The sequence below is a fragment of the Deinococcus sp. Marseille-Q6407 genome, from assembly GCF_946848805.1.
Classification (GTDB): Bacteria; Deinococcota; Deinococci; order Deinococcales; family Deinococcaceae; genus Deinococcus.
This window is the reverse complement of sequence record NZ_CAMPFU010000004.1, coordinates 208,875-230,424: the sequence shown is the minus strand read 5'-3', so window position 1 is coordinate 230,424 and position 21,550 is coordinate 208,875. Positions and strand designations below refer to the sequence as shown.

Here is a 21,550-nt window from a genome sequence, read left to right as displayed (position 1 = left end):
GGCCATGAAGATAGCCGTTTTCAGTGACGTGCACGGCAACCGTTTCGCGCTGGAAGCCGTCATCCGCGACATTGCCGACCAGCAGCCGGACGCTTGGGTCAACCTGGGCGATGGGCTCTACGGCGGAGCCGACCCGGCCGGTGCCTGGCAGCTGCAAAGAACTCTGCAGGAACGCTATGAGGCGCTGGAAGTACGCGGCAATACCGACGAGCGCCTGGCGCAGCCGCTGGCCGAGGTCACCGAAAAGCGCGCCATGCTGGAGTGGCTGCACGGCCAGCTGCCCCCGGAAGCTGTCCAGCATGTCGCCGGGCTGCCGCTGCGGGTCACGCTGGCAGGCGGCGCCGTGGTGTGCGGGCACGGCACACCGGACAGCGCCAGGGACTATCTGCTGTGGGACAAGGCTGCCGGCCGCTGGAAGACCGACGCCGAGGTGCTGGCTGCTCTGGGCGACCTGGCCGGCGAAGACAGCCCCGCCCGGGTGGTCGTGGTGGGCCACTCGCACCACGAGCATCTGCGGCAGATCGGCCGGCTGACGGTGGTCAACTGCGGTGCCGTCAGCCGCCAGAAAGATGGAAGCCCCCTGGCCCGCTGGGTGCTGCTGGAAAACGGAGAAGGTGAAGCCGCCGGCAGCTGGCAGGTACAGTTTCGCCGGGTCACCTATGACGTGGCCGCCGCCGCTGCCTGGGCCGAGGCGCACGCCCCGGGGGGCGGCAAGGAAGCCCGCCAGCTGCGAGCCGGACGCCCCTGACTCAGGCTCTGGGAACCAGCGCTCGGCTGGCCACATTGCACTTGCCCGCACCCGTTTCCGGATTCCGGGCGGCTGCACTACACTGGCTGCTTGTGCCCAGCTGTCACGCCGGGCCAGTCCAGTTCCAGGAGAGTGCGCTGCCTATGTCCACGCTTACACCCGACCAACCGCCCGCCGCTCAGCCCCGCTCCCGGCCCGCCGTGCCGATTGCCTGGCTGCTGCTGGGCATCCTGCTGCTGGCCTCTATCCTGCGGGCGCCGCTGCTGTCGGTCGGGCCGCTGGTCGGGGTGATCCGGCACGACCTGGGCCTTTCCGGCACCCTGATGGGCATGCTGGCCAGCCTGCCGGTGCTGGTCTTCGCTCTGGTGTCGCCTTTTGCGGCTGGGCTGTCGCGGCGCTACGGGCTGGAAACGACCCTGCTGGCTGCGTCGCTGCTGCTGCTCAGCGGGCTGCTGCTGCGCAGTGGCCTGCCCGGCGAGGCGGCGCTGCTGGCCGGCACGGCGGTGCTGTCGGCCGGTATTGCGCTGGGGAATGTGCTGCTGCCGGCCCTGGTCAAACGCAGCCTGCCGGAGCGGGTGGCGCTGGTCACCGGCATTCAGTCGGCCACCATGAGCCTGGTGGCCGGTATCGCGGCGGCCGTGGCTCTCCCGCTGTCGCACCTGGGCGGCTGGCGGCTCTCGCTGGGTATCTGGGCCCTGCCGGCGCTGCTGTCAGCGCTGGTCTGGGGTGGGCTGCGCCGCGGCTCCCGCCAGGCCCGCCTGGCCCCGGAGCCCCTGCCGCAAACCGGCGGTAACCTCTGGACACAGCCGGCCGCCTGGGTGCTCAGCCTCTTTATGGGCATTCAGTCGCTGGTGTTCTATTCGCTGGCCAACTTCATGCCTGCCATCCTAACCGAGCGCGGCATCAACCCGCTGGAAGCCAGCTGGTACAGCACGGTGATGCAGTGGGTTTCGCTGCTGGGTATCTTCGGTATCTCGCTGCTGGCGGGCCGGGTGCCGCGCCTGCAGGGCATTGCGGTCGGGTCGGCGGCCCTGACCCTCAGCGGGCTGCTTGGCCTATGGCTGGGCCCGCTGAACCTGGCCTGGCTGTGGGCCAGCCTGCTGGGCATCGGCTGCGCGGCCACTTTCTCACTGTCGCTGATTCTGTTCTCGGTGCGGACCCGTACCCCGCAGGCGGCCGCCTCGCTTTCGGGTATGGCGCAGGCGGTGGGCTATCTGGTGGCGGCCACCGGCCCGCTGGGCGCCGGCTACCTGTTCGACCGCACCGGCTCGTGGACCTCTTCCCTGCTGCTGCTGAGCCTGCTGCTGGCCACGCAGTGCGTTCTGGCCTGGTTCGCGGGGCAGTCGTCCTTTATCGGCAGCGCGGACGCCGGCTAAACCCAGCAGCAACTGTCAGGCTGCACAGTGGCCGCAGCTGGCATTCGCTGCTATGCTTCAGCCCTCAAGCTGACAAGGAGGGCTGAAGCATGCAGATGGATCTGAACGCCGACGCAGGCGAATCTTTCGGCAACTGGACCGCCGGCAACGACCAGCAGCTGTTTCCCGAACTGACCAGCGTCAATCTGGCGCTGGGCTTTCATGCGGGCGACCCCGTCATTCTGCAGGCCGCCGTGGCGCTGGCGCAGAGCTGCGGCCTCGGCATCGGCGCTCACCCCGGTTATCCGGACCTGCAGGGCTTCGGGCGGCGCGCCATGAGCCTCAGCCCGGACGAGATTTACGCGGCGACCGTTTATCAGCTCGGGGCGCTGGGAGCTTTTTTGCAGCTGGTCGGTGCTCCCCTGCAACACGTCAAGGCTCACGGCGCCCTGTACATGCGCATCCATGAAGACCCGGTGGCCGGCGAAGCATTCTGCCGGGCGGTCCGCGAGCTGGTGCCGCAGGCCGGCATGGTCACGCTGGCCGGGCCAGCCGGCGAGGCCCTCACCCGGCAGGCACAGGCCCAGGAGCTGACCGTGTGGCGCGAGGCTTTTCCCGAGCGGGCCTATATCGAAAGTGGGCAACTGGCACCCCGCTCATTGCCGGGCAGCTCCATCCACGACCCGGAAGAAGCCGCCCGGCGCGCCGCCGAGATGGCCCGCGGGCAGGTGACCACCTTAGAAGGCCGGCAGCTGGGGCTGCAGGTGGACACGCTCTGCATTCACGGCGACAATCCCAGAGCGGTCGAGATTGCCCGGGCCATTCGCGCCCGGCTGGCGGAAGATGGGGTCACGCTGACCGCACTGGCCGCAGGAGAAACGGAAAGCGATGCAGGCCCACTACTGGCACGACACTGAGCCCGAGCAGCTGCCCGCGCTGGCCCAGGCCCTGCTGCATAGCGGGCTGCCGGGGCTGCTGGACGCTGTTCCGGCCTACGAATCGCTATACATAGAATTCGACAAGCGGGCGCTGACGCTGGACACCCTGACCGGGTGGCTGGCCGCCTGGACCCCCGGCAACAACGAAGCCGCTGGCCGGCTGGTCGAAATCCCAGCCTGCTACGACGGCGAGGACCTGGCCGCCGCAGCCGAGTTCAGCGGCCTGAGCCCCGCCGAGGTGGCCGCGCGGCACAGCGAGCAGACCTACCGGGTACGGGCCCTGGGGTTCGTGGCCGGCTTTCCCTTTATGGAAACCACCCCGCCGGAATTGCAGCTGCCACGCCGGGCGGCGCCGCGCGCCCGCGTTCCGGCACACTCGCTGGCAGTGGCCGGCGCCCAGACCGGCATCTACCCAGTCGAGGCACCCGGCGGCTGGAACCTGCTGGGCCGCACCCTGCAGGCCGCTTACGACCCGCGCCGCGAGCCCGCTTTTCTGGTGCAGCCGGGCGACCGGGTCCGCTTCGTGCCGCAAGCCCCAGGCGCGCCGCCCCTGGCGCCCATTCAGCCGCTGGACCTGCTCCCGACCGCACCGCAGTTTCCGCTCCTGCGGGTGGAACGTCCGGGTGCCCTCAGCCTGGTGATGAACCGGGGCCGCTTTCAGACTGGGCGCTTCGGGCTGGTGCGCTCGGGGCCGCTGGACCCCCAGGCTGCGGCGCTGGCCACCGAACTGCTGGGCAACCCGGCAGATGCGCCGCTGCTGGAACTGCATCTGCGCGGCCCCGAACTGACCGTGTTGCAGGAGTGCTGGCTGGCCGTGACTGGCCTGGGGCTGACGGCCCTGCTGGACGGCCAGCCGCAGCCGCCTTACAGCGCTTTCCGGGCACAAGCGGGGCAGCGGCTCCACTTCCGGCCCAACGGCCAGGGACGGGTCAGCTACCTGGCTGTGGCCGGCGGCTTCGAGGCGGCTGGCTTTATGGGCAGCGCCAGCACCGACCTCAAGGGCGGACTGGGCCGGCCGCTGCAGGCAGGACAACTGCTGGGCAGCGCGCAGCCCCGGCACCTGCGGCGGGCACGGCAATTTCTGCCGTGGTGGGTGCGGCAGTCAGCTGGACAGACGGCACCGCTGGAGCTGCGCCTCATCCCAGTGGCAGCCGGCGAGCCGCCCGAACCGGCATTGCTGGGGTTCAGTTACCGGGTGCGCGACCTCGACCGGATGGCCGCACGGCTGGACGGCCCCACCGTTCCGGGCGGCGAGATCGTCTCGGAAGGTTCTCCGGTCGGCACGGTGCAACTGCCGCCGGGCGGAGTGCCCATCATTCTGCTGAATGACAAAGGCACCCTGGGCGGCTACCGGCGGGGCGGGCGCATCCACCCGGACGACCTGCCGCAGTTGGTCCAGAGCCTGCCGGGCCGCGAAGTACGATTTATAGCAGGTGATACCTTTTAGGCGCACTCACGCTTCATATGCTGACCAGGCAAATTTAATACCAGCTAAAACGCAAAACTTTCCACGTTTCGCCCTTCAAACGCCAGTGAGCCTCCTATGACCACCCCAAAATCCAAAGAACACAACTGGAGCGTCCTGCTGGGCGCCGCTTTCCTGATGGCGACTTCGGCCATCGGCCCCGGCTTCCTGACCCAGACTTCGGTCTTTACCCAGCAGCTGCTGGCCAGCTTCGGCTTCGTCATCCTGGTCTCCATCATCATTGACCTGATCGTGCAGACCAATATCTGGCGAATCATCGCCGTGACCGGCCGCCGCACCCAGGACACGGCCAACGCGGTGCTGCCGGGCCTGGGCACCCTGCTGGCCGCCCTGATTGTGATTGGCGGGCTGGCTTTCAATATCGGCAACGTGGGCGGCGCTGGGCTGGGCCTGAATGTCGTGACCGGCCTCAGTCCGGTGTTGAGCGCCGTTCTCAGCGCCGCGTTCGCCATTGGCATTTTCCTGTACAAGGAAGCCGGACAGGCAATGGACCGCCTCGCGCAGCTGCTGGGCGGCGTCATGATTCTGCTGACGCTGTATGTGATGTTTACGTCGCACCCGCCTTACGCCGAGGCGGCCCTGCGCACGTTCGCTCCCCTCAAGTTCGACCTGTTTGCCATCATCACCCTGGTGGGCGGCACCGTGGGCGGTTACATCACTTTTGCCGGAGGACACCGCCTGCTGGACGCCGGCATCAAGGGCGTCGAAGCGCTGCCCAGCGTGAACCGTGGCGCGACTTCTGCCATCCTAATTGCCTCGCTGATGCGGATTCTGCTGTTTCTGGCCGCCCTAGGCGTGGTCAGTGCCGGGGCCACCCTTGACCCGGCCAACCCGGCTGCGTCCGTCTTCCAGATCGCGGCCGGTGAGGTGGGCTACCGCATTTTCGGCGTGGTGATGTGGGCGGCCGCCATTACCTCGGTCGTTGGCTCCGCGTATACCAGCGTGTCGTTTATCCGCTCGCCGCACCCCACCATTGAGCGCTATCACACCGGCATCACGGTGGCCTTTATCCTGCTCTCGACGGCGGTGTTTGCCGCGGTGGGCCGGCCGGTGACTATCCTGCTGGCTGTAGGCGCGCTCAACGCCCTGATTTTGCCGGTGGCGCTGGGCACCATGCTGGTCGCTGCCCAGCGCCGTAACTTGGTGGGCAACTACCGGCACCCGGCCTGGATGACTTGGAGCGGCTGGCTGGTGGTGGTGGCAATGACGGTACTGAGCGTCCGCACTATCCTGACCACACTGCCGCAGCTGTTCAGCTGACCGCCCCCCGGCCTTCCGCTTGCCGCGCGTAGGACTTCAGCAGGTCCTGCGCTGCGTCAGCGTGCAGCTGCTCAACCAGCGCTCCGCCAAAGGTGGCGACCGAGCGTCCCTCCGCCCGCGCTGCTTCCCAGGCAGCCAGCAGCGCGCGGGCCTGCTCGGCTTCGGTGTCTGTCACCCCAAATTCCTGATTGGCCGCCTGCACCTGTGAGGGGTGAATCACCGTTTTTCCGGCAAAGCCCAGGTCGCGGCCCTGGCGGCATTCCTGCTGGAACCCAGCGTCGTCGCGAACATTGTTGTAGACCGCATCCAGGGGCACCCGTCCGTGGGCACGGGCGGCCAGCACTATCAGACTGAGCGCCTGTATGAGCGGCAGCCGCTCCGGATGGGGCCGGGTATGCAGGTCACGGGCCAGGTCGTTGGTCCCGGCGATCAGTCCGGCTACCCGGCCATGTGCGGCAATCTCAGGGGCTCGCAGCACGCCCAGCGGGGTCTCGATCATGGCCCAGAGCGGCCAGGCTCCCGGCAGGTTATCCAGCAGCTGCGGCGTTTCCACTTTGGGCAGCACCACGCCGCTGGGCCCAGCTGCCTGTGCCAGGGCAAGGTCTTCCCGGTGCCAGGGAGTATCTGGCGCATTGAGACGCAGCAGGACCGGGCAGGGCCAGTTCTGTGCCAGGGCCGCAGCGACCTGCTCACGCGCTGCAGCCTTATGTTCCGGCGCTACAGCATCTTCCAGATCCAGGATGACTGCGTCGGCTCCCAGAGTGCGGGCCTTTTCGAGAGCCCTGAGATTATCGGCAGGAACATACAGCACGCTGCGCCAGGAAGAAGAGGTCATGGGCTCAGGCTAACCGGCCTGAGCGCAAGAAGAAACAGAAGGGGGTAAGAGCAATTTTTTGACTATGTTTGACTGCTAAAAGTTAAGCCGAATGGACTCAATTTTAGTCTTCAATACCGACACCTTTGGGCCATTTTGGGCCTTTTTCAAGCCTGCGGAGAGGCAAAACCGATACCGACACCTTTGGGCCGTTTGGCCATTTTTTTCCCGACACCTTTGGGCCGTTTTGCGGCTTCAAAGCTGTCCAGCACGCAAATGGCCCTGTCCCTTGTTGTTGTTTTCTTTTATCTTTAAAAAAGAAAAAACAACAACAAGGCAGCAGACTCAAGCGGAGGCGGCATGGCACACAACACAATTCGAGGACTGGACACCATACGCGATACTCGGTCGCTGGCCCGGTTCGGCATCACCAGCATTCAGGTGCGGCTCTCGCAGGAGGAGGCGCTTCGCTGGGAAAGCAACTTCAGCATCGCTGGCCGGCGCTACCATTTGCAAGGTTTTGCCGACCTGGGGCGGCCCCGCGGAATTGACACCGATGTGATCACGGGCCTGGAAGCCATCTTTGCCCTGCGTGGTTTCCCAGAGGACAACACCATCATCACCAGCGGGTATGAGCTGGCGCAGTCGGCTCATATGCCGGACAATGGCCGCACTTACGAGCGAATCCGAGAAAGCTTGCTGAGGTACTGGCGCACCGGCTTTCTGGTGCGGGAAGGCTTTGAACAGCCGGGTGGAAAGGGCGGCACCACCTACTACAACGAGACTCTGGGGTTTTTCGAGAAGATCAGTTTCTGGGAGCAGGGCATCCGAACGGGCGATGTTGAACAGACGTCCCTATCGCGTGATAAGACCCTCCGCATCGTGCTGACGCCTGAATTTGCCGAAAGCTTGCGGAGCGGGTACATTCATCAGCTTGACCGCGCCCTGCTGCGGCAGATTGAGCAGCCGCCGGCCCGCGCGCTCTACCGGTTGCTGTCTGCCCACCGCCAGCAGGACGACGGTACCCAAGCTGATCAGCTGGCAGTGAATTTGAGCGACTGGCGCGAGGCCTGTGGCATCCAGGATACCCGGCCCAGCAAGGTCCTGCGGAGCCTACAGGCGGCCCACGATGAGCTGACAGCAGGATACCTGACAGAAGTGGAAATTGCCGGCAGAGGGCAGAAAACCCGGCTGACCTATCACTTTCGCCAGCAGGGAGACCCAGACCCGGCGCTGGTTCAGCTTTTGCTGGACGCTGAATTCGGCCTCAGTATTCCAGTCGCGCAGCAGTTTGCTGCCGAATATCCGGACCGGGTAGAAAAGGCCATCCGTTTCGTGCAGGCCCGCCAGTATGCAGGGCACCCACCAGTCCGGAGCCCAGCTGGCCTGCTGCGCCGGGTTTTGGAAGACCGCGAACGCTATTTGCTGGATGAACCGGAGCTGGAATCTGGAGCTGAGCTGGTGCCCACCGCAGTGTCTCCGCTTCCCGACGCTGAGTGGGAGGCAGAGCAGGCTGCCCGCAACGAGGCCCTGTTGCAAGCTCTACCCGCCGAGCAGTGGCGAGCTTGCCGGGCATCGCTGAAACTGGTCTTAGGAAACCATTTTTCGGCCGCTGAATGGAAACACTTTGAGCAAGCGTGTCTGGATGGTCAGTGGGGCGCAGCAGAATTGTTACAGGAAGCGACTCGAGCTGCCGCGCGTCTGGAGATGCAGGAATTTGTTGCGGACCTCCAGAAGGCGCTTCAAGGCTAAGGAAAGAAGCGTTTAGCCTTCTCTCCCCTAGCTAACAAGCGTCAGGCTCATAAGTTGCACCTTGCATAGCTGAGCGAATAGCCGTGCTGGTGGAGGAATTCTTGCTCTTTTTGAATTTGGCTCAGCAGGTGGTTCAGCCTGACTTCGGGGAAGAGGGTATGTAGGGCCAAGCGGGCTGCCTCTTTCAGGGTCATGTCCTCAGAGCGGTACAGCATGGTCAGGGTGAAGGCCAGGAAGACCATCAAAATCCAGCGGTCCAGACCCCTGGCAGTTCGCAGCGCGAACTGCGCCAACCCAAACTGATGCTTTCCCTCCTTAAAAAAGGATTCCAGCGCCCAGCGCCGTTTTCCTTCGGCCAGGATGTCATCCCCCTCTAACAGCTCAGACGACACCGCGAAGAATTCGCGGTCCCCACGGTCCATCCTCCCCAGAGACAGCGTTTCCAGAGGCCAGTTGGCGAGGTTGACGTACCCCCCATGCGGACAGTCCGCCACCGTCACCCGCCCAGGATGGTCCGTGCGCCGGTTGCTCCTCACACCCACCACGAACTCGAAACCGAGGCGCTGCACACCTTCCAGAAAGACAGCGGCTTCAAAGCCGCTGTCCGCTAGGACACGTACCCGGAAACGTTTCTTGATGAAGTCCGGCACCTCTTCCACCGTGGTCAGATCCACGCTGAGCCGCATTCGAGGTCTACGTTTGTGACGAGCTGTATCCAGCAGGATGCGCCACTGGAAGTCCTGCATCTCTTCCCAGCAGCGGTCTGAATCCCAGTCATAGACGTTGAAGAAGCGACTCAGTGCACTGGGACTGACTCCCTCTGCCTGGCTGAACTTGGTCTTCTGACCTGGACTGTGGAAAAGGTGCAGCGAAGCCTCCAGGCTTCGCCGTTGGTACAGCGTCTCTGGAATGTCCAGAATCCGCTGTGAGAGAATATGGGCGCGCTCCCCTGAAGCCTGTTTGTACACACTTCCAGAATTTCAGCTCTGGGAGCGCTTTTTGTCCGCCTATTCAGGTGCAAGTTCTGAGAAAAAGGTTCTCCGCGTTCCAAATAAAATTCAGGTAGTGGCTGCATCAACGTGACAAGTTGTATCGGTGGAAGGCCAGAGTCAGGCTGGCTTCGAGCATTTCGTCCGTCTTCGAGAAAGACAACGACTTACGAACAAGCCGACCCAGCCGCTGTCTCAGCGTGCAGTTCAATCGTTCGACATGATTCGTTTCTCCCTTCCGGGTTAGCCGCTTTACCCCCAAGAGCGGTTCATCGTAGGCTCGCCACAGATCGGTGCAAAACGTCCCTTTCAGTCGCTGCTCAAGGGACAATGGTAAGCGTTCCCAGAGCTTGAACGCTGTTTGCTCACTGCGGTCACCCAATACCCAGGCCAGCACCCTGCGGGTGCTGCGCTCCAGGGCAATCCAGATCCACCTCGTCTGTTTTTTCTTGGCAACGAAGGTCCACATTTCATCCAGCTCAATGACCACTTCTTCTGGAGGTGTCATGCAGACTGTACCAGTCTGCATCACTTCACGGGCCCCTTTTTTATCCACCGGATCACGGTGTTGCGGTGAACACCAAAGACGCGCTGTACTCCTCTCAGACTCATCCGCTCGTGGACAGCATCAAGAATTTGTTGCCGGGTCGCTTCACTGTGCGCTATAGGGCGGGCCTCCGGGTGGAAACGACGGCCACAACCCTTACATAAGTAGGTCTGGGTGCCATTTTTGGCCCTCCCATTTTTGACAGTGTGTGTGCTTTGACAGGCTGGGCACTCCGGCATCCTGTCAGTAGATCACGTTGGTACAGCCACTACCAAAATTCAATAACCACGAATAAAGCTAGCAGCGCCACCAAATCTTAGCATTGGTGGCGCTTTTAAATGGATGACAGACTGGCCGTTAGCTCATTCAATCCCAGGTGGGACGTCTTTTTGTTAGCGTAGCCCGACCTCAGAACGCACCTGGCTTTCCTCGCCCTCAAACCGCACTTTGCCTGGGCCTGCCTTGGAGCTTTCCGAATCGTCTGGCCTTTAGCCCAAAAGGCAGATTCCCATATTGTCTCCGCAGAGCATATCTCCACAGGTTGTGCGACGTAGCCTGCTGCCCCCTCCCGCCCAGGCCAGGGCATGAGAGATTTGCGGAGGGCCACTCCACGTTTCTGTCATACGTCGGGGGCCCGGCGCTCCGATAGTGGGAGCATATGAAACTTCTCACTCACAGAGGCCTGACCCCCCGCGCTCATGGCGTCGTCGATTATCTGGCATGCGCAGGCATGTTCTTTTTGCCCGGCGCGCTGGGCCTGCCCAAAAAGACGCAGCGGGCCTCGCAGGGCGCTGCCCTGGCTTATCTGGGTGTGGCCGCGCTCACCGACTATCCGCTGGCTTTGCGGCGGGTCATTCTATTTCAGGTCCACGGGCGAACTGAGCTGCTCAGCGTGCCGTTGCTGGCACTGATGCCTCGGCTGCTGGACGCAGAGACCGACCGAGAAACACAATATTGGCGCGCTCTGGCAGCGCTGGTCTCTACGGCTTATCTGAGTACCGACTGGAAGGCAGACCCGGACGAGTAAGCTTTCCTGCCGCTCACTTTAAACGAGGGCTAACAGGTCACGAGGGACGGTCAGGAAAAAGCCCTACTCTGATACAGCCATTGCCATTAGGCTGTCACAGACAAGTTTTTACTGAGGTACATTCAGCTGTCCACAGACGGCGGGCAAAAGGTACGCTATCCGCCAAGGCTCCGACCGGCTTTCACCTATAAAACCAGCGTCCCCACTGTCTGAAGTAGGGACGCCGGCGTTTACAACACAGTATTGATATAGGAAAAGGCCTCTGGAACAGTTGTTACCTTACTGCTGGCCAGGACGCGCAATGGCGTTGCGCTCGATGATGTCCTTGAGCAGCTGCTTGGCCTGCTGAACATCCTCGGTCTGGACAAAAGCACTCTGCTTCTGCGCGCCGCGCACTGGGCCCTGTGGGCCTACGCTCTGGGGAGCAATGCCGGTAGTGTAGCTCTCACCGACCGGATATACCTCGTCCTCGCCGGGCAATGGCAGCGCTTGGCAGGCAGTGAAGTTCTGCTGGGGCAGCTCGCCACTGGTGAAGTAATGGGCCACCGGATAATCCACGCAGTCGGTGTCATAGGGGAATGCCGTGTGTTTGGCTTCGTTGTCCACCATCAGCAGTTTGGCGTTTGGCAAAGACTTCCAGGCGCTGATGGCCCCTTCGCGCGGCGTGGCCGGGTCGCTCTCGGTGTGCAGCATCAGGATGGGCGGCATGCTCGCCGGGGTCGCGGGGCGCTTGGCGGTGGGCTCCCCCCAGTAGATGCAGGGTTCTTCGGTGTACTGGCCACCGATCAGCGGATATTTCTGCGCCAGCTGGGTGCCCAGATCCACCCAGTGCTGTGGGTCACGGGTGCTCGGCGTATCGTTGCACTTCACTGCCGTGAAGGTGGCGTTAGAGCTGCTCAGCTCCAGCGGATAGGAAGCGCCGTCTTCAAGTTCGAAGAACGCTTCAGCCAGTGGCAGGGCCAACTGCTGGGCAACCTTGTTCACCTGGGCATTCTGAGCGAACTGGTGCTTTTCGAGCAGCGGAGCCAGGCTGTCCATGTCTTTAGCCCCTGGATTCGCTTTCAGCACATCGCTGACGCCACGGGCGGCCACCAGATGCAACGAATTCTCGGTGATGCCGTCATCGGTGTACATATTCTGGATAATGCTGCCACCCGCGTAGCCCTGCAACGCGTACTTCAGGTTGGGCGGGAGAGCGTCATAGGTGGCATACACTTCTTCCTTAGTCTGCCCCAGTTCGAACAGGTCGTTATGACGGGCCGCGAAGTACAGCGACACATCCCGGAAAGCACGCTCGAAGCCCAGCGGCTGCATCAGGAAGGATTCTTCTAGGGTCTTGTCGAAAGCAGTGTTGCCGTCCAGCACCATCCGGCCAGTCTGTTCCGGGAACAGCTTGGCGTACCAGGAGCCGAGCCAGGTGCCATACGAGTAGCCGATGTAGTTGAGCTTCTTATCCCCCATCAGCTGACGGGCCAGATTCAGGTCACGGGCCGTTTGTTCGGTGTTTACGAAGCGGCTCATGGGCGACTTCTGGCAGGCGGCGGCCACCAGACGGGCATTGCGCAGCTGCTTGTCAGTGTTCTCCTTGCTGCGGTCATAGCTGGGGTTGTTCACCGATTCCAGCTCACGGTTGGCTCCGCAGCTGATCAGGCTGCTGTCACCCACGCCGCGCGGCGAGAAGCCGACCAAGTCGTACTGCTCGCTCAGGCGCTTGAGTTCGGCGCCGGCCTGGGTGCTGGTATCGGCCTTGTCCCAGAGGTAGCCAAAGACCGCGCCAAAGAGCAGCCCGTCACCACCAGGGCCACCTGGGTTGAAGAAGATGGCGCCCTGGCGCTGGTCCGGCTTGGCCGCCGTCACGCGCAGCAGGCTGACGCTGGCTTCACCGTGGGAAGGGTTGTTCCAGTCCATCGGCACCCGGATATCGGCGCACTGCATCCGGTCACCCAGGTCCTTGGCGACCTTCGGGCTGATGACAGTGGGGTCACACTTTTCCCAGTTGAGCTTCTGGTTCTGAATCTGTTGCAAAGCCTCTTTGTTGCTGCCTTCCACCGTCGGGGCGCCCCGGCCCCCACAGGCGGTCAGGGCCAGGGTCACCGCACCCAGCACACCGAAATAAGATTTTTTCATGTCCCGCTCAGTGTACCATTAAAAACACCATAGAAGTTAAGTGATAGCTCAGTACCTCTGCAGCGGCCAGTCACCCCCGCCCGGCCGATCCTGTGCGCCTCTTGGCGCTTCCTTCAGGGGGGCCTGGAGCGGGGAGCGCAGATCCAAAATAGCCGGGGCCTGTATGGCTGGCCGAACCGTTATCTCAAGCAGGAGATGCTTCTCTCCAGCGCGGTACGCCTGAGCGAAGGTCAGCGGCTCTCCGGAGAAAACGGCCAGAACCTGATACTGCCCAGGATTCATCCGGGTGGTTGGCAGACTGACTGGGAGAGTTGTTCCAGCAACAGTCCTCTGGGAGCGTTGCAGCAGACCGAGCTTGCCATCCGGCCGGCGGAGGAGCAGGGTCAGATACCCGCTCTGGGTTGCTTTGACCTCCAGCTTGAAAGTCTCACCCTGACGGACACTGGGCGCCAGGATCTGGCGAGCGGCGGAGGCTGGTCCCAGGACAGTCGCCGAAACCGGAAAGGACCCTGACTGAGCGAAACTGCTTCCCAGGACCAGACACAGCGCGAGACAGAAGACCTTGTTCATCATTCGCAGTATTGCGGAGCTGGATGACGGAGAGCTGAATGCCCAGGCAGCCTCGGAAAATATAGATCTCCCCAGTACTCATAAGTTGCACCTTGCATAGCTGAGCGAATAGCCGTGCTGGTGGAGGAATTCTTGCTCTTTTTGAATTTGGCTCAGCAGGTGGTTCAGCCTGACTTCGGGGAAGAGGGTATGTAGGGCCAAGCGGGCTGCCTCTTTCAGGGTCATGTCCTCAGAGCGGTACAGCATGGTTAGGGTGAAGGCTAGAAAGACCATCAGAATCCAGCGGTCCAAACCCCTGGCAGTTCGCAGCGCGAACTGCGCCAACCCAAACTGGTGCTTACCTTCCTTAAAGAAGGATTCCACCCCCCAGCGATGCGCACCCTCAGCAACGATCTCGTCCCCCTCCAGCAGTTCAGACGACACCGCGAAGAATTCGCGGTCCCCACGGTCCATCCTCCCCAGAGACAGCGTTTCCAGAGGCCAATTGGCGAGGTTGACATACCCTCCGTGCGGACAATCCGCCACTGTCACCCGCCCAGGATGATCCGTGCGTCGGTTGCTCCGCACACCCACCACGAACTCGAAACCTAGACGCTGCACGCCTTCCAGAAAAACAGCGGCTTCAAAGCCGCTGTCCGCTAGGACACGTACCCGGAAACGTTTCTTGATGAAGTCCGGCACCTCTTCCAGTAGGTCGAGCGCCAGAGTGACGGGCGTGCTGGTGTGCTTGCCCTGGTAGACCCGGTAAGAAATGGGGAACTTCAGTTCCCCATACTCGGCAAACAGGACGACCAGGTGGATGCCATGTCTACCGTTGTACACACTGACAAAGGGCAACTGAGTTCCCACCTTTTCCACCGTGGTCAGATCCACACTGAGCCGCAACCGAGGTCGGCGTTTGGAGTGAGCTACGTCCAACAAAATGCGCCACTGGATGTCCTGCGTCTCGTCCCAGCAACGGTCTGAATCCCAGTCATAGACGTTGAAGAAGCGACGCCGTTTAGGGCCTAGCGAGGTTGTGCGCGAGTACAGCCAGAACGACGCGGAGCTTGAGTGACGCCAGAGTTTTGGTCTGAACGGAACGAATTTGCGCTTCTACGAGCGCAGGGTAGTGGCTGTACCAACGTGATCTACTGACAGGATGCCGGAGTGCCCAGCCTGTCAAAGCACACACACTGTCAAAAATGGGAAGGCCAAAAATGGCACCCAGACCTACTTATGTAAGGGTTGTGGCCGTCGTTTCCACCCGGAGGCCCGCCCTATAGCGCACAGCTCAGAACTTGCACCTGAATAGGCGGACAAAAAGCGCTCCCAGAGCCGAAATTCTGGAAGTGTGTACAAACAGGCTTCAGGGGAGCGCGCCCATATTCTCTCACAGCGGATTCTGGACATTCCAGAGACGCTGTACCAACGGCGAAGCCTGGAGGCTTCGCTACACCTTTTCCACAGTCCAGGCCAGAAGATCAAATTCAGCCAAGCTGAAGGAGCCAGCCCCAGTGCACTGAGTCGCTTACGCCGTTTAGGGCTGACCGACCACTGTTGAAGTGCGTCTCAGGCACATAAAAATAGAGACGACATGGCTAAATATCGTCTCCACCATAGTTTAGGACGTCGACACGTCATTCGCCACCTCTATCTCTGGGCCAGGAAGCACTTCAGTGACCGGAAATCCTGCCAGCACCAGAAGGTCACAGATGCCATGCTGGTTGCTCTGCTGCTCTCCCGTCTCATCTTCAAGCATCCATTTGCTTCCATCTGGTGGAACATCCTCAAGGAAGACCGTCCCGGTCTTCCTTCCTACACACAGGCTTACACCAGGGGCATCAAGCTTTTACCACTCTTGGAACATGTTGCCAGCCCAGCTCAGCCGTGCGCCGAGGTTGTGATTGATTCGATGCCCCTCCCCATTTGCCGTCCCAAACGCACTCATCTTTGTCAATTCCCAGGAGCAAAGTGGGGTTTCGGAACTCAGGGTGAGTTCTTCGGATACAAGTTGCACGCCTGGGTCACACCAGGTGGACAAATCGTTCAGTACGTCATCCGACCTGCAAACCTCCACGACGTTACGGTGAGTTACGAGCTGAATCTCAGGTGGCCAGAGTTTGAAGGCCCAACCATCATTGGCGACAAAGGCTATTGCTGTCTAGGCTACGTGTATCCACCCAAGAAGAACACCAAATACGACACGGGATGGCGAGAATCTCGCCATCCCAGAATTCGCAAACGCATTGAAACGGTCTTCTCTGCGCTCGGGTAGTGGCTGCATCAACGTGACAAGTTGTATCGGTGGAAGGCCAGAGTCAGGCTGGCTTCGAGCATTTCGTCCGTCTTCGAGAAAGACAACGACTTACGAACAAGCCGACCCAGCCGCTGTCTCAGCGTGCAGTTCAATCGTTCGACATGATTCGTTTCTCCCTTCCGGGTTAGCCGCTTTACCCCCAAGAGCGGTTCATCGTAGGCTCGCCACAGATCGGTGCAAAACGTCCCTTTCAGTCGCTGCTCAAGGGACAATGGTAAGCGTTCCCAGAGCTTGAACGCTGTTTGCTCACTGCGGTCACCCAATACCCAGGCCAGCACCCTGCGGGTGCTGCGCTCCAGGGCAATCCAGATCCACCTCGTCTGTTTTTTCTTGGCAACGAAGGTCCACATTTCATCCAGCTCAATGACCACTTCTTCTGGAGGTGTCATGCAGACTGTACCAGTCTGCATCACTTCACGGGCCCCTTTTTTATCCACCGGATCACGGTGTTGCGGTGAACACCAAAGACGCGCTGTACTCCTCTCAGACTCATCCGCTCGTGGACAGCATCAAGAATTTGTTGCCGGGTCGCTTCACTGTGCTCAGAACTTGCACCTGAATAGGCGGACAAAAAGCGCTCCCAGAGCTGAAATTCTGGAAGTGTGAATCAACCGGTTTCAGGGGAGCGCGTCCGTATTTTCGCACAGCAGGTTCTGGATATTCCAGAGACGCTGTACCAACGGCGAAGCCTGGAGGCTTCGCTGCACCTTTTCCACAGTCCAGGTCAGAAGACCAAGTTCAGCCAGGCAGAGGGAGTCAGTCCCAGTGCACTGAGTCGCTTCTTCAACGTCTATGACTGGGATTCAGACCGCTGCTGGGAAGAGATGCAGGACTTCCAGTGGCGCATCCTGCTGGATACAGCTCGTCACAAACGTAGACCTCGAATGCGGCTCAGCGTGGATCTGACCACGGTGGAAAAGGTGGGAACTCAGCTGCCCTATGTCAGTGTCTACAACGGCAGGCACGGCATCCATCTGGTGGTCCTGTTCGCCGAATATGGGGAACTGAAGTTCCCCATTTCTTACCGGGTCTACCAGGGCAAGTACACCAGCACCCCGGTCACACTGGCCCTCGACTTGCTGGAAGAGGTGCCAGACTTCGTGGGGAAGCGCTTTCAGGTCTGCGTACTGGCGGACAGTGGATTCGAATCCGCTGTCTTTCTGGACGGTGTGCAGCGCCTTGGTTTCGAGTTCGTGGTGGGTGTGAGGAGCAACCGGCGCACGGACCATCCTGGGCGGGTGACGGTGGCGGACTGTCCGCATGGGGGGTACGTCAACCTCGCCAACTGGCCTCTGGAAACGCTGTCTCTGGGGAGGATGGACCGTGGGGACCGCGAATTCTTCGCGGTGTCGTCTGAGCTGTTAGAGGGGGATGACATCCTGGCCGAAGGAAAACGGCGCTGGGCACTGGAGTCGTTTTTCAAAGAAGGGAAGCATCAGTTTGGGTTGGCGCAGTTCGCGCTGCGAACTGCCAGGGGTCTGGACCGCTGGATTTTGATGGTCTTCCTGGCCTTCACCCTGACCATGCTGTACCGCTCTGAGGACATGACCCTGAAAGAGGCAGCCCGCTTGGCCCTACATACCCTCTTCCCCGAAGTCAGGCTGAACCACCTGCTGAGCCAAATTCAAAAAGAGCAAGAATTCCTCCACCAGCACGGCTATTCGCTCAGCTATGCAAGGTGCAACTTATGAGTGAAGCCATGAACCACGGCTCCAAGCACCAGAAAATTGATGGGCGTTTCCCCATGCTCCCAATTGGTGCGGTCCAGACTCAGCAACACCTTCCCCGGTGGAAGATGGACAACGAGCAGAGCGATGAAAAAGTCCATGTCCAGCTGCTCATCCCGGAAGGTGCGGTCTGCCCGCCTTTTCTTAGCCTGGGGCATGCTGATACCCGGCATGTGGGCACTCAGGTCGTGATGATTGATGCTCCTCGCGGCAATCATCGCCAGAAGGACGTCAATCAAGCGCTGAAGGGTGTCAATGCGGAGATGACTGGCGTGCGCTTTGAAGTGCTGGGTGAGTGCGGTAGCCTGCTGAGCAGCGGATTCTGTTGTTTTCACACTCTCAGGAAACCGTGAACAGTCGGCCCCATCAAGCTTGATGGGGCCGACTGTTGGTTTTTGCCGTCTGGAACGAGGTCAAACTGAAGTTGTCACCTACTGAGCATGAGCAGTTTCGCGGGCCGCCAGGAACTGAACTCTACGAGCGCTACTTCTTCGGCGACCCGGTGCGGATACACTCGGCGCTGTACGAGGTGTACGACAGCAGCGAAGCGGTGGCACGGATTGCGGAGTTTTTGAAGCGGAGAGATTGACCGTGGCGCGCATGGACATTCGCTTTTTTTCGTTCGTTGCCGACGATGAAACCGATTGCTACATCCTGGCGCTGGGAGAGGATGAAGAATCCGCTCTGATGTTGGAACTTGCCTACCACTTCGACGATCAGGACAAAAAATTGGGTTGAGACACTTACTGCATTGTTACGCCGGAGCAGACCACCTTTTATGGAGGCATTCAGACATGCACGCTCAGCCCGGAACGCCTGACCATTGCCCTGAGTCTGGAAGCGTCGGATGTGCTGGAAACGTCAGGCTATGACCTGTCTCTTCATCTCCGTGCCGATGAGCAGCAAGCCCTAGCCAATGCTCTCGCCGTCATTTTCGATGTTCGGAAAGGCCGCCCCGAACTTGTCATTAGCGAGGCAATTCCATGACCCACAAACCCAACATCATCCGCATCGCCCAGGCCATTTTTACCGTTTCCAACCTGGATGCCAGCAAGGAATTTTACGTTGACCTGCTGGGTATGAACGTGCTGCACGAGGAAAGCGGCGCCCTGTACCTGCGCGGCGTGGAAGACCGCGAGTGGACGCTCAAGCTCGAACAGTGCCAAGATGGCGAGTCGCCTCGCGTGCGTCACCTCGGCTACCGGATGCGCGACGAGGCGAGTCTGGACGCGCTGCTCGCCCTCGCCGACGCGCAGGGGCTGCCGCACCGCTGGGAAGGGGAACTCGACCGGCCTCGCATGCTGCGGATGCAAGACCCCTTCGGCATCCCACTGACCTTCTACCACGAGGTCAAGACGTACCCGTGGCTGTTGCAGGACTACCACCAGCACCGGGGGCCGGGGCTTCAGCGCGTGGACCACTGCAACGTGCGGGTGCCGGATGTGAAGGCGACGCTCGACTGGTACGGCACTGAACTCGGTTTCCGGGTCAGCGAGTACACCGTGGACGAGCAGGAACAGTACTGGGCTGCCTGGATTCAGCGCCGGGGCGGCGTGTACGATTTCGCGCTCACTAACGGCGCCGGGCCGTGCCTGCACCACTGGGCGTACTGGATGCCTGACGCCATGAGCATCATCAAAACCTGCGACATCCTGGCCGGGGCGCGCATGCCCGAGCGCATCGAGCGCGGGCCGGGGCGCCACGGCGTATCTAACGCCTTCTTTCTCTACATCCGCGACCCCGACGGGCACCGCATCGAGCTGTACACCTCCGACTACATCACCGTGGACCCCGACTTCGAGCCGATTCGCTGGCTGCGTGACGACCCAAGGCGACAAACACTGTGGGGCGCCAAAACGCCGCGCTCGTGGTTTGAGGAGGCCAGTCCGCTGGAAGCTTTCGGCGGCGGCGTTCAGCCCGCACGCGAGGGCGCCCTGATGGGGATTCCGTTGCACGTCATCTGATTGAAAAAGCGAAAGGCCACAGCGTTCTGCACGCACCGTGGCCTTTTTGATTCTGATCTTTAGATGTTCCGCACCGCCCCCCGCGACGCGCTGGTCGTCATGGACGCGTACGCGCGCAGGGCCGCCGTGATTTTGCGGGGCCGTTCTTCGGCCGGTCTCCAGCCGAGTTCCTCGCGCTGCTGGCGGCGGGCGGCGAGTTCGGCATCCGGCACCGCGAGGTGAATGCTGCGGTTGGGGATGTCGATTTCGATAAGGTCGCCGGTTTCGACCAGGCCGATGGTGCCGCCTTCCGCCGCCTCGGGCGAGACGTGGCCGATGCTCAGGCCGCTGCTGCCGCCCGAGAAACGTCCGTCGGTGACCAGCGCACAGGCTTTGCCCAGGCCCTTGGACTTGAGGTAGCTCGTCGGGTACAGCATTTCCTGCATGCCGGGGCCGCCGCGCGGGCCTTCGTAGCGAATCAGCACGACCTCGCCTTCTTTCACTTCGCCATTCAGGATGGCGTCCACCGAGGCGTCCTGCGACTCGAAAACGCGCGCCGGGCCGCTGAATTTCAGGATGGATTCGTCCACGCCCGCCGTCTTGACGATGCAGCCGTCCTCGGCGAGGTTGCCGTACAGCACCGCCAGTCCGCCGTCCTGCGAGAACGCGTGCTCGGCGCGGCGAATGACGCCCACTTCCCGGTCGGTGTCGAGTTCGCGGTAGCGGCGCGACTGCGAGAAGGCGAAGACGGTGGGAATGCCGCCGGGCGCGGCGCGGTAGAACTCGTGGTGGTTTTCGCCCCGAATCACGTCCCACTCGTTCAGGGCGGCGCTCATGCTGGGCGCGTGCACGGTGCTCACGTCGGTCTTCAGCAGCCCGGCGCGGTCGAGTTCGCCCAGAATCCCCATGATGCCGCCGGCGCGGTGCACGTCTTCCATGTGGACGTCGCTTTTGGCAGGCGCGACCTTGCACAGCACCGGTACCCGGTGCGAAAGCTGGTCGATGTCCTGCATGGTGAAATCCACCCCGGCCTCGTGCGCGGCGGCCAGCAGGTGCAGCACCGTGTTGGTCGAGCCGCCCATCGAGATGTCGAGGGTCATGGCGTTCTCGAAGGCGTCGTAGGTGGCAATGCTGCGCGGCAGCACGCTCTCGTCGTCTCCCTCGTAGTAGCGCTTGGCGAGGTCCACGATCAGGTGTCCGGCGCGCTTGAACAGGTTCTCGCGGTCGGAGTGGGTCGCCAGCACCGAGCCGTTGCCCGGCATCGAGAGCCCCAGCGCCTCGGTCAGGCAGTTCATCAAGTTGGCGGTGAACATCCCCGAGCACGAGCCGCAGGTGGGACAGGCCGAGCGCTCCACGGCGTCCAGCTCCTCGTCCGACACGTTGTCGTCGGCGGCCATCACCATCGCGTCCACCAGGTCGAGCGCGTGCTCGCCGCTGCCGAGCTTGACCTTGCCGGCTTCCATCGGCCCGCCCGAGACGAACACGGTGGGGATGTTGAGGCGCAGCGCGGCCATCAACATGCCGGGGGTGATTTTGTCGCAGTTGGAGATACAGACCATCGCGTCGGCGCAGTGAGCGTTGACCATGTACTCCACGCTGTCGGCGATGATTTCGCGGCTGGGCAGCGAGTACAGCATTCCGTCGTGGCCCATGGCAATGCCGTCGTCCACGGCGATGGTGTTGAACTCCTTCGCCACGCCGCCCGCCGCCGCAATCTCGCGGGCGACGAGTTGCCCGAGGTCCTTGAGGTGCACGTGCCCCGGCACGAACTGGGTGAACGAGTTAACAACCGCGATGATGGGCTTCTGGAAATCGCCGTCGGTCATGCCGGTGGCCCGCCACAGGGCACGGGCGCCGGCCATGTTGCGGCCTTCGGTGGTGGTTCTGGAACGGTAGGTCGGCATCCCGCAGTTTAGCGTTCTAGCAGTGGCGTGGCAGGACGCCGGCACTCTCATTTTTGTTTCTGCA

General features: G+C 61.8%; 16 protein-coding genes and 7 pseudogenes. 14 read left to right on the top strand and 9 right to left on the bottom strand.

Translation table 11 applies throughout. The features are described 5' to 3' along the window. Nucleotides 1–4 precede the first annotated feature (4 nt). From OCI36_RS10865 to OCI36_RS10845, 5 genes are all read left to right on the top strand, one after another. Nucleotides 5–748, top strand: coding sequence for a metallophosphoesterase family protein (locus OCI36_RS10865; RefSeq protein WP_261665099.1), 744 nt, complete (start codon nucleotides 5–7; stop codon nucleotides 746–748). 143 nt (nucleotides 749–891) lie between these two features. Continuing rightward, nucleotides 892–2,124: an MFS transporter gene (locus tag OCI36_RS10860; protein ID WP_261665098.1), complete on the top strand. Its 1,233-nt coding sequence runs from the start codon at nucleotides 892–894 to the stop codon at nucleotides 2,122–2,124. Nucleotides 2,125–2,213: 89 nt separating this feature from the next. Continuing rightward, nucleotides 2,214–3,020, top strand: coding sequence for a LamB/YcsF family protein (locus OCI36_RS10855; protein WP_261665097.1), 807 nt, complete (start codon nucleotides 2,214–2,216; stop codon nucleotides 3,018–3,020). Then, entirely contained in the window at nucleotides 2,992–4,488 is a 1,497-nt protein-coding gene (pxpB, locus tag OCI36_RS10850) for a 5-oxoprolinase subunit PxpB (RefSeq protein ID WP_261665096.1), read from the top strand. Before OCI36_RS10855 ends, pxpB begins: the two co-directional genes overlap by 29 nt. Nucleotides 4,489–4,584: 96 nt before the next feature. After that, on the top strand, nucleotides 4,585–5,787 hold the full coding sequence (locus OCI36_RS10845; protein ID WP_261665095.1) for an NRAMP family divalent metal transporter: 1,203 nt from the start codon (nucleotides 4,585–4,587) through the stop codon (nucleotides 5,785–5,787). Here the strand turns inward: OCI36_RS10845 and OCI36_RS10840 are convergent. Next, complete coding sequence (locus OCI36_RS10840) at nucleotides 5,780–6,622, bottom strand: HpcH/HpaI aldolase/citrate lyase family protein (RefSeq protein WP_261665094.1); 843 nt, start codon at nucleotides 6,620–6,622, stop codon at nucleotides 5,780–5,782. The two genes, OCI36_RS10845 and OCI36_RS10840, sit on opposite strands and share 8 nt — an antisense overlap. 339 nt (nucleotides 6,623–6,961) lie before the next feature. Between OCI36_RS10840 and OCI36_RS10835 the strand changes: the two genes are divergently transcribed. Further along, nucleotides 6,962–8,353, top strand: a complete 1,392-nt coding sequence (locus tag OCI36_RS10835) for a replication initiator protein A (RefSeq protein ID WP_261665093.1) — start codon at nucleotides 6,962–6,964, stop codon at nucleotides 8,351–8,353. 47 nt (nucleotides 8,354–8,400) lie between these two features. Here the strand turns inward: OCI36_RS10835 and OCI36_RS10830 are convergent, their stop codons facing one another. Both OCI36_RS10830 and OCI36_RS10825 read right to left on the bottom strand, forming a co-directional pair. Beyond that, nucleotides 8,401–9,321: a transposase gene (locus OCI36_RS10830; RefSeq protein ID WP_261665092.1), complete on the bottom strand. Its 921-nt coding sequence runs from the start codon at nucleotides 9,319–9,321 to the stop codon at nucleotides 8,401–8,403. Between the two features lie 106 nt (nucleotides 9,322–9,427). Next, nucleotides 9,428–10,128, bottom strand: a protein-coding gene (locus OCI36_RS10825) for an IS1 family transposase (protein WP_261665091.1) whose coding sequence is annotated in 2 segments (ribosomal slippage) — nucleotides 9,428–9,894 and nucleotides 9,894–10,128 — 702 coding nt in all. Because the reading frame shifts where the segments join, the coding sequence is not laid out codon by codon here. Nucleotides 10,129–10,547: 419 nt separating this feature from the next. On the opposite strand from OCI36_RS10825, the gene OCI36_RS10820 reads away from it, so the two are divergent. Continuing rightward, nucleotides 10,548–10,916 (top strand): hypothetical protein, encoded by a 369-nt coding sequence (locus OCI36_RS10820; RefSeq protein WP_261665090.1) that lies wholly within the window; start codon nucleotides 10,548–10,550, stop codon nucleotides 10,914–10,916. Between the two features lie 279 nt (nucleotides 10,917–11,195). On the opposite strand, the gene OCI36_RS10815 is transcribed toward OCI36_RS10820, so the two are convergent. The 3 genes and pseudogenes from OCI36_RS10815 to OCI36_RS10805 all read right to left on the bottom strand — a co-directional run. After that, nucleotides 11,196–13,043: an alpha/beta hydrolase gene (locus OCI36_RS10815; RefSeq protein WP_261665089.1), complete on the bottom strand. Its 1,848-nt coding sequence runs from the start codon at nucleotides 13,041–13,043 to the stop codon at nucleotides 11,196–11,198. A gap of 648 nt (nucleotides 13,044–13,691) precedes the next feature. After that, nucleotides 13,692–14,606, bottom strand: a pseudogene (locus OCI36_RS10810) (transposase); the annotation flags it as partial. A 7-nt stretch (nucleotides 14,607–14,613) separates the two neighbouring features. Then, a pseudogene (locus tag OCI36_RS10805) lies at nucleotides 14,614–14,757 on the bottom strand (IS982 family transposase); the annotation flags it as partial. On the opposite strand from OCI36_RS10805, the pseudogene OCI36_RS10800 reads away from it, so the two are divergent. The 3 genes and pseudogenes from OCI36_RS10800 to OCI36_RS10790 all read left to right on the top strand — a co-directional run. Next, a pseudogene (locus tag OCI36_RS10800) lies at nucleotides 14,755–14,886 on the top strand (IS1 family transposase); the annotation flags it as partial. The pseudogenes OCI36_RS10805 and OCI36_RS10800 overlap by 3 nt on opposite strands. 60 nt (nucleotides 14,887–14,946) lie before the next feature. Continuing rightward, nucleotides 14,947–15,156 carry a hypothetical protein gene (locus OCI36_RS13440; protein WP_409996728.1) on the top strand — a complete coding sequence of 70 codons (210 nt, stop codon included), beginning with the start codon at nucleotides 14,947–14,949 and terminating at the stop codon, nucleotides 15,154–15,156. A gap of 33 nt (nucleotides 15,157–15,189) precedes the next feature. Beyond that, a pseudogene (locus OCI36_RS10790) lies at nucleotides 15,190–15,864 on the top strand (transposase); the annotation flags it as partial. A 14-nt stretch (nucleotides 15,865–15,878) separates the two neighbouring features. On the opposite strand, the pseudogene OCI36_RS10785 reads toward OCI36_RS10790, so the two are convergent. Then, a pseudogene (locus tag OCI36_RS10785) lies at nucleotides 15,879–16,453 on the bottom strand (IS1 family transposase); the annotation flags it as partial. 61 nt (nucleotides 16,454–16,514) lie between these two features. On the opposite strand from OCI36_RS10785, the gene OCI36_RS10780 reads away from it, so the two are divergent. Beyond that, nucleotides 16,515–17,603, top strand: a complete 1,089-nt coding sequence (locus OCI36_RS10780) for a transposase (RefSeq protein WP_261665088.1) — start codon at nucleotides 16,515–16,517, stop codon at nucleotides 17,601–17,603. On the opposite strand, the pseudogene OCI36_RS10775 reads toward OCI36_RS10780, so the two are convergent. After that, nucleotides 17,603–17,857 (bottom strand): annotated as a pseudogene (locus OCI36_RS10775) (IS4 family transposase); the annotation flags it as partial. The gene OCI36_RS10780 and the pseudogene OCI36_RS10775 sit on opposite strands and share 1 nt — an antisense overlap. 216 nt (nucleotides 17,858–18,073) lie before the next feature. On the opposite strand from OCI36_RS10775, the pseudogene OCI36_RS10770 reads away from it, so the two are divergent. The 3 genes and pseudogenes from OCI36_RS10770 to hpaD all read left to right on the top strand — a co-directional run. Next, nucleotides 18,074–18,228 (top strand): annotated as a pseudogene (locus tag OCI36_RS10770) (4-hydroxyphenylacetate 3-hydroxylase C-terminal domain-containing protein); the annotation flags it as partial. 11 nt (nucleotides 18,229–18,239) lie between these two features. Further along, a complete protein-coding gene (locus tag OCI36_RS10765; protein WP_261665087.1) occupies nucleotides 18,240–18,377 on the top strand; it encodes a hypothetical protein in 138 nt (45 codons plus the stop codon). Between the two features lie 245 nt (nucleotides 18,378–18,622). Beyond that, entirely contained in the window at nucleotides 18,623–19,603 is a 981-nt protein-coding gene (hpaD, locus tag OCI36_RS10760; protein ID WP_261665086.1) for a 3,4-dihydroxyphenylacetate 2,3-dioxygenase, read from the top strand. 59 nt (nucleotides 19,604–19,662) lie between these two features. Here hpaD and ilvD read toward each other — a convergent pair whose 3' ends face one another. After that, a complete protein-coding gene (gene ilvD, locus OCI36_RS10755) occupies nucleotides 19,663–21,486 on the bottom strand; it encodes a dihydroxy-acid dehydratase (RefSeq protein WP_261665085.1) in 1,824 nt (607 codons plus the stop codon). Nucleotides 21,487–21,550 lie beyond the last annotated feature (64 nt).

Excerpts from the sequence above, each read along its gene's own strand:
- OCI36_RS10865 (WP_261665099.1), top strand. The coding sequence starts at position 5 with ATGAAGATAGCCGTTTTCAGTGACGTGCACGGCAACCGTTTCGCGCTG.
- OCI36_RS10860 (WP_261665098.1), top strand. The coding sequence starts at position 892 with ATGTCCACGCTTACACCCGACCAACCGCCCGCCGCTCAGCCCCGCTCC.
- OCI36_RS10855 (WP_261665097.1), top strand. The coding sequence starts at position 2,214 with ATGCAGATGGATCTGAACGCCGACGCAGGCGAATCTTTCGGCAACTGG.
- pxpB (WP_261665096.1), top strand. The coding sequence starts at position 2,992 with ATGCAGGCCCACTACTGGCACGACACTGAGCCCGAGCAGCTGCCCGCG.
- OCI36_RS10845 (WP_261665095.1), top strand. The coding sequence starts at position 4,585 with ATGACCACCCCAAAATCCAAAGAACACAACTGGAGCGTCCTGCTGGGC.
- OCI36_RS10840 (WP_261665094.1), bottom strand. The coding sequence starts at position 6,622 with ATGACCTCTTCTTCCTGGCGCAGCGTGCTGTATGTTCCTGCCGATAAT.
- OCI36_RS10835 (WP_261665093.1), top strand. The coding sequence starts at position 6,962 with ATGGCACACAACACAATTCGAGGACTGGACACCATACGCGATACTCGG.
- OCI36_RS10820 (WP_261665090.1), top strand. The coding sequence starts at position 10,548 with ATGAAACTTCTCACTCACAGAGGCCTGACCCCCCGCGCTCATGGCGTC.
- OCI36_RS10815 (WP_261665089.1), bottom strand. The coding sequence starts at position 13,043 with ATGAAAAAATCTTATTTCGGTGTGCTGGGTGCGGTGACCCTGGCCCTG.
- OCI36_RS10765 (WP_261665087.1), top strand. The coding sequence starts at position 18,240 with ATGGACATTCGCTTTTTTTCGTTCGTTGCCGACGATGAAACCGATTGC.
- hpaD (WP_261665086.1), top strand. The coding sequence starts at position 18,623 with ATGACCCACAAACCCAACATCATCCGCATCGCCCAGGCCATTTTTACC.
- ilvD (WP_261665085.1), bottom strand. The coding sequence starts at position 21,486 with ATGCCGACCTACCGTTCCAGAACCACCACCGAAGGCCGCAACATGGCC.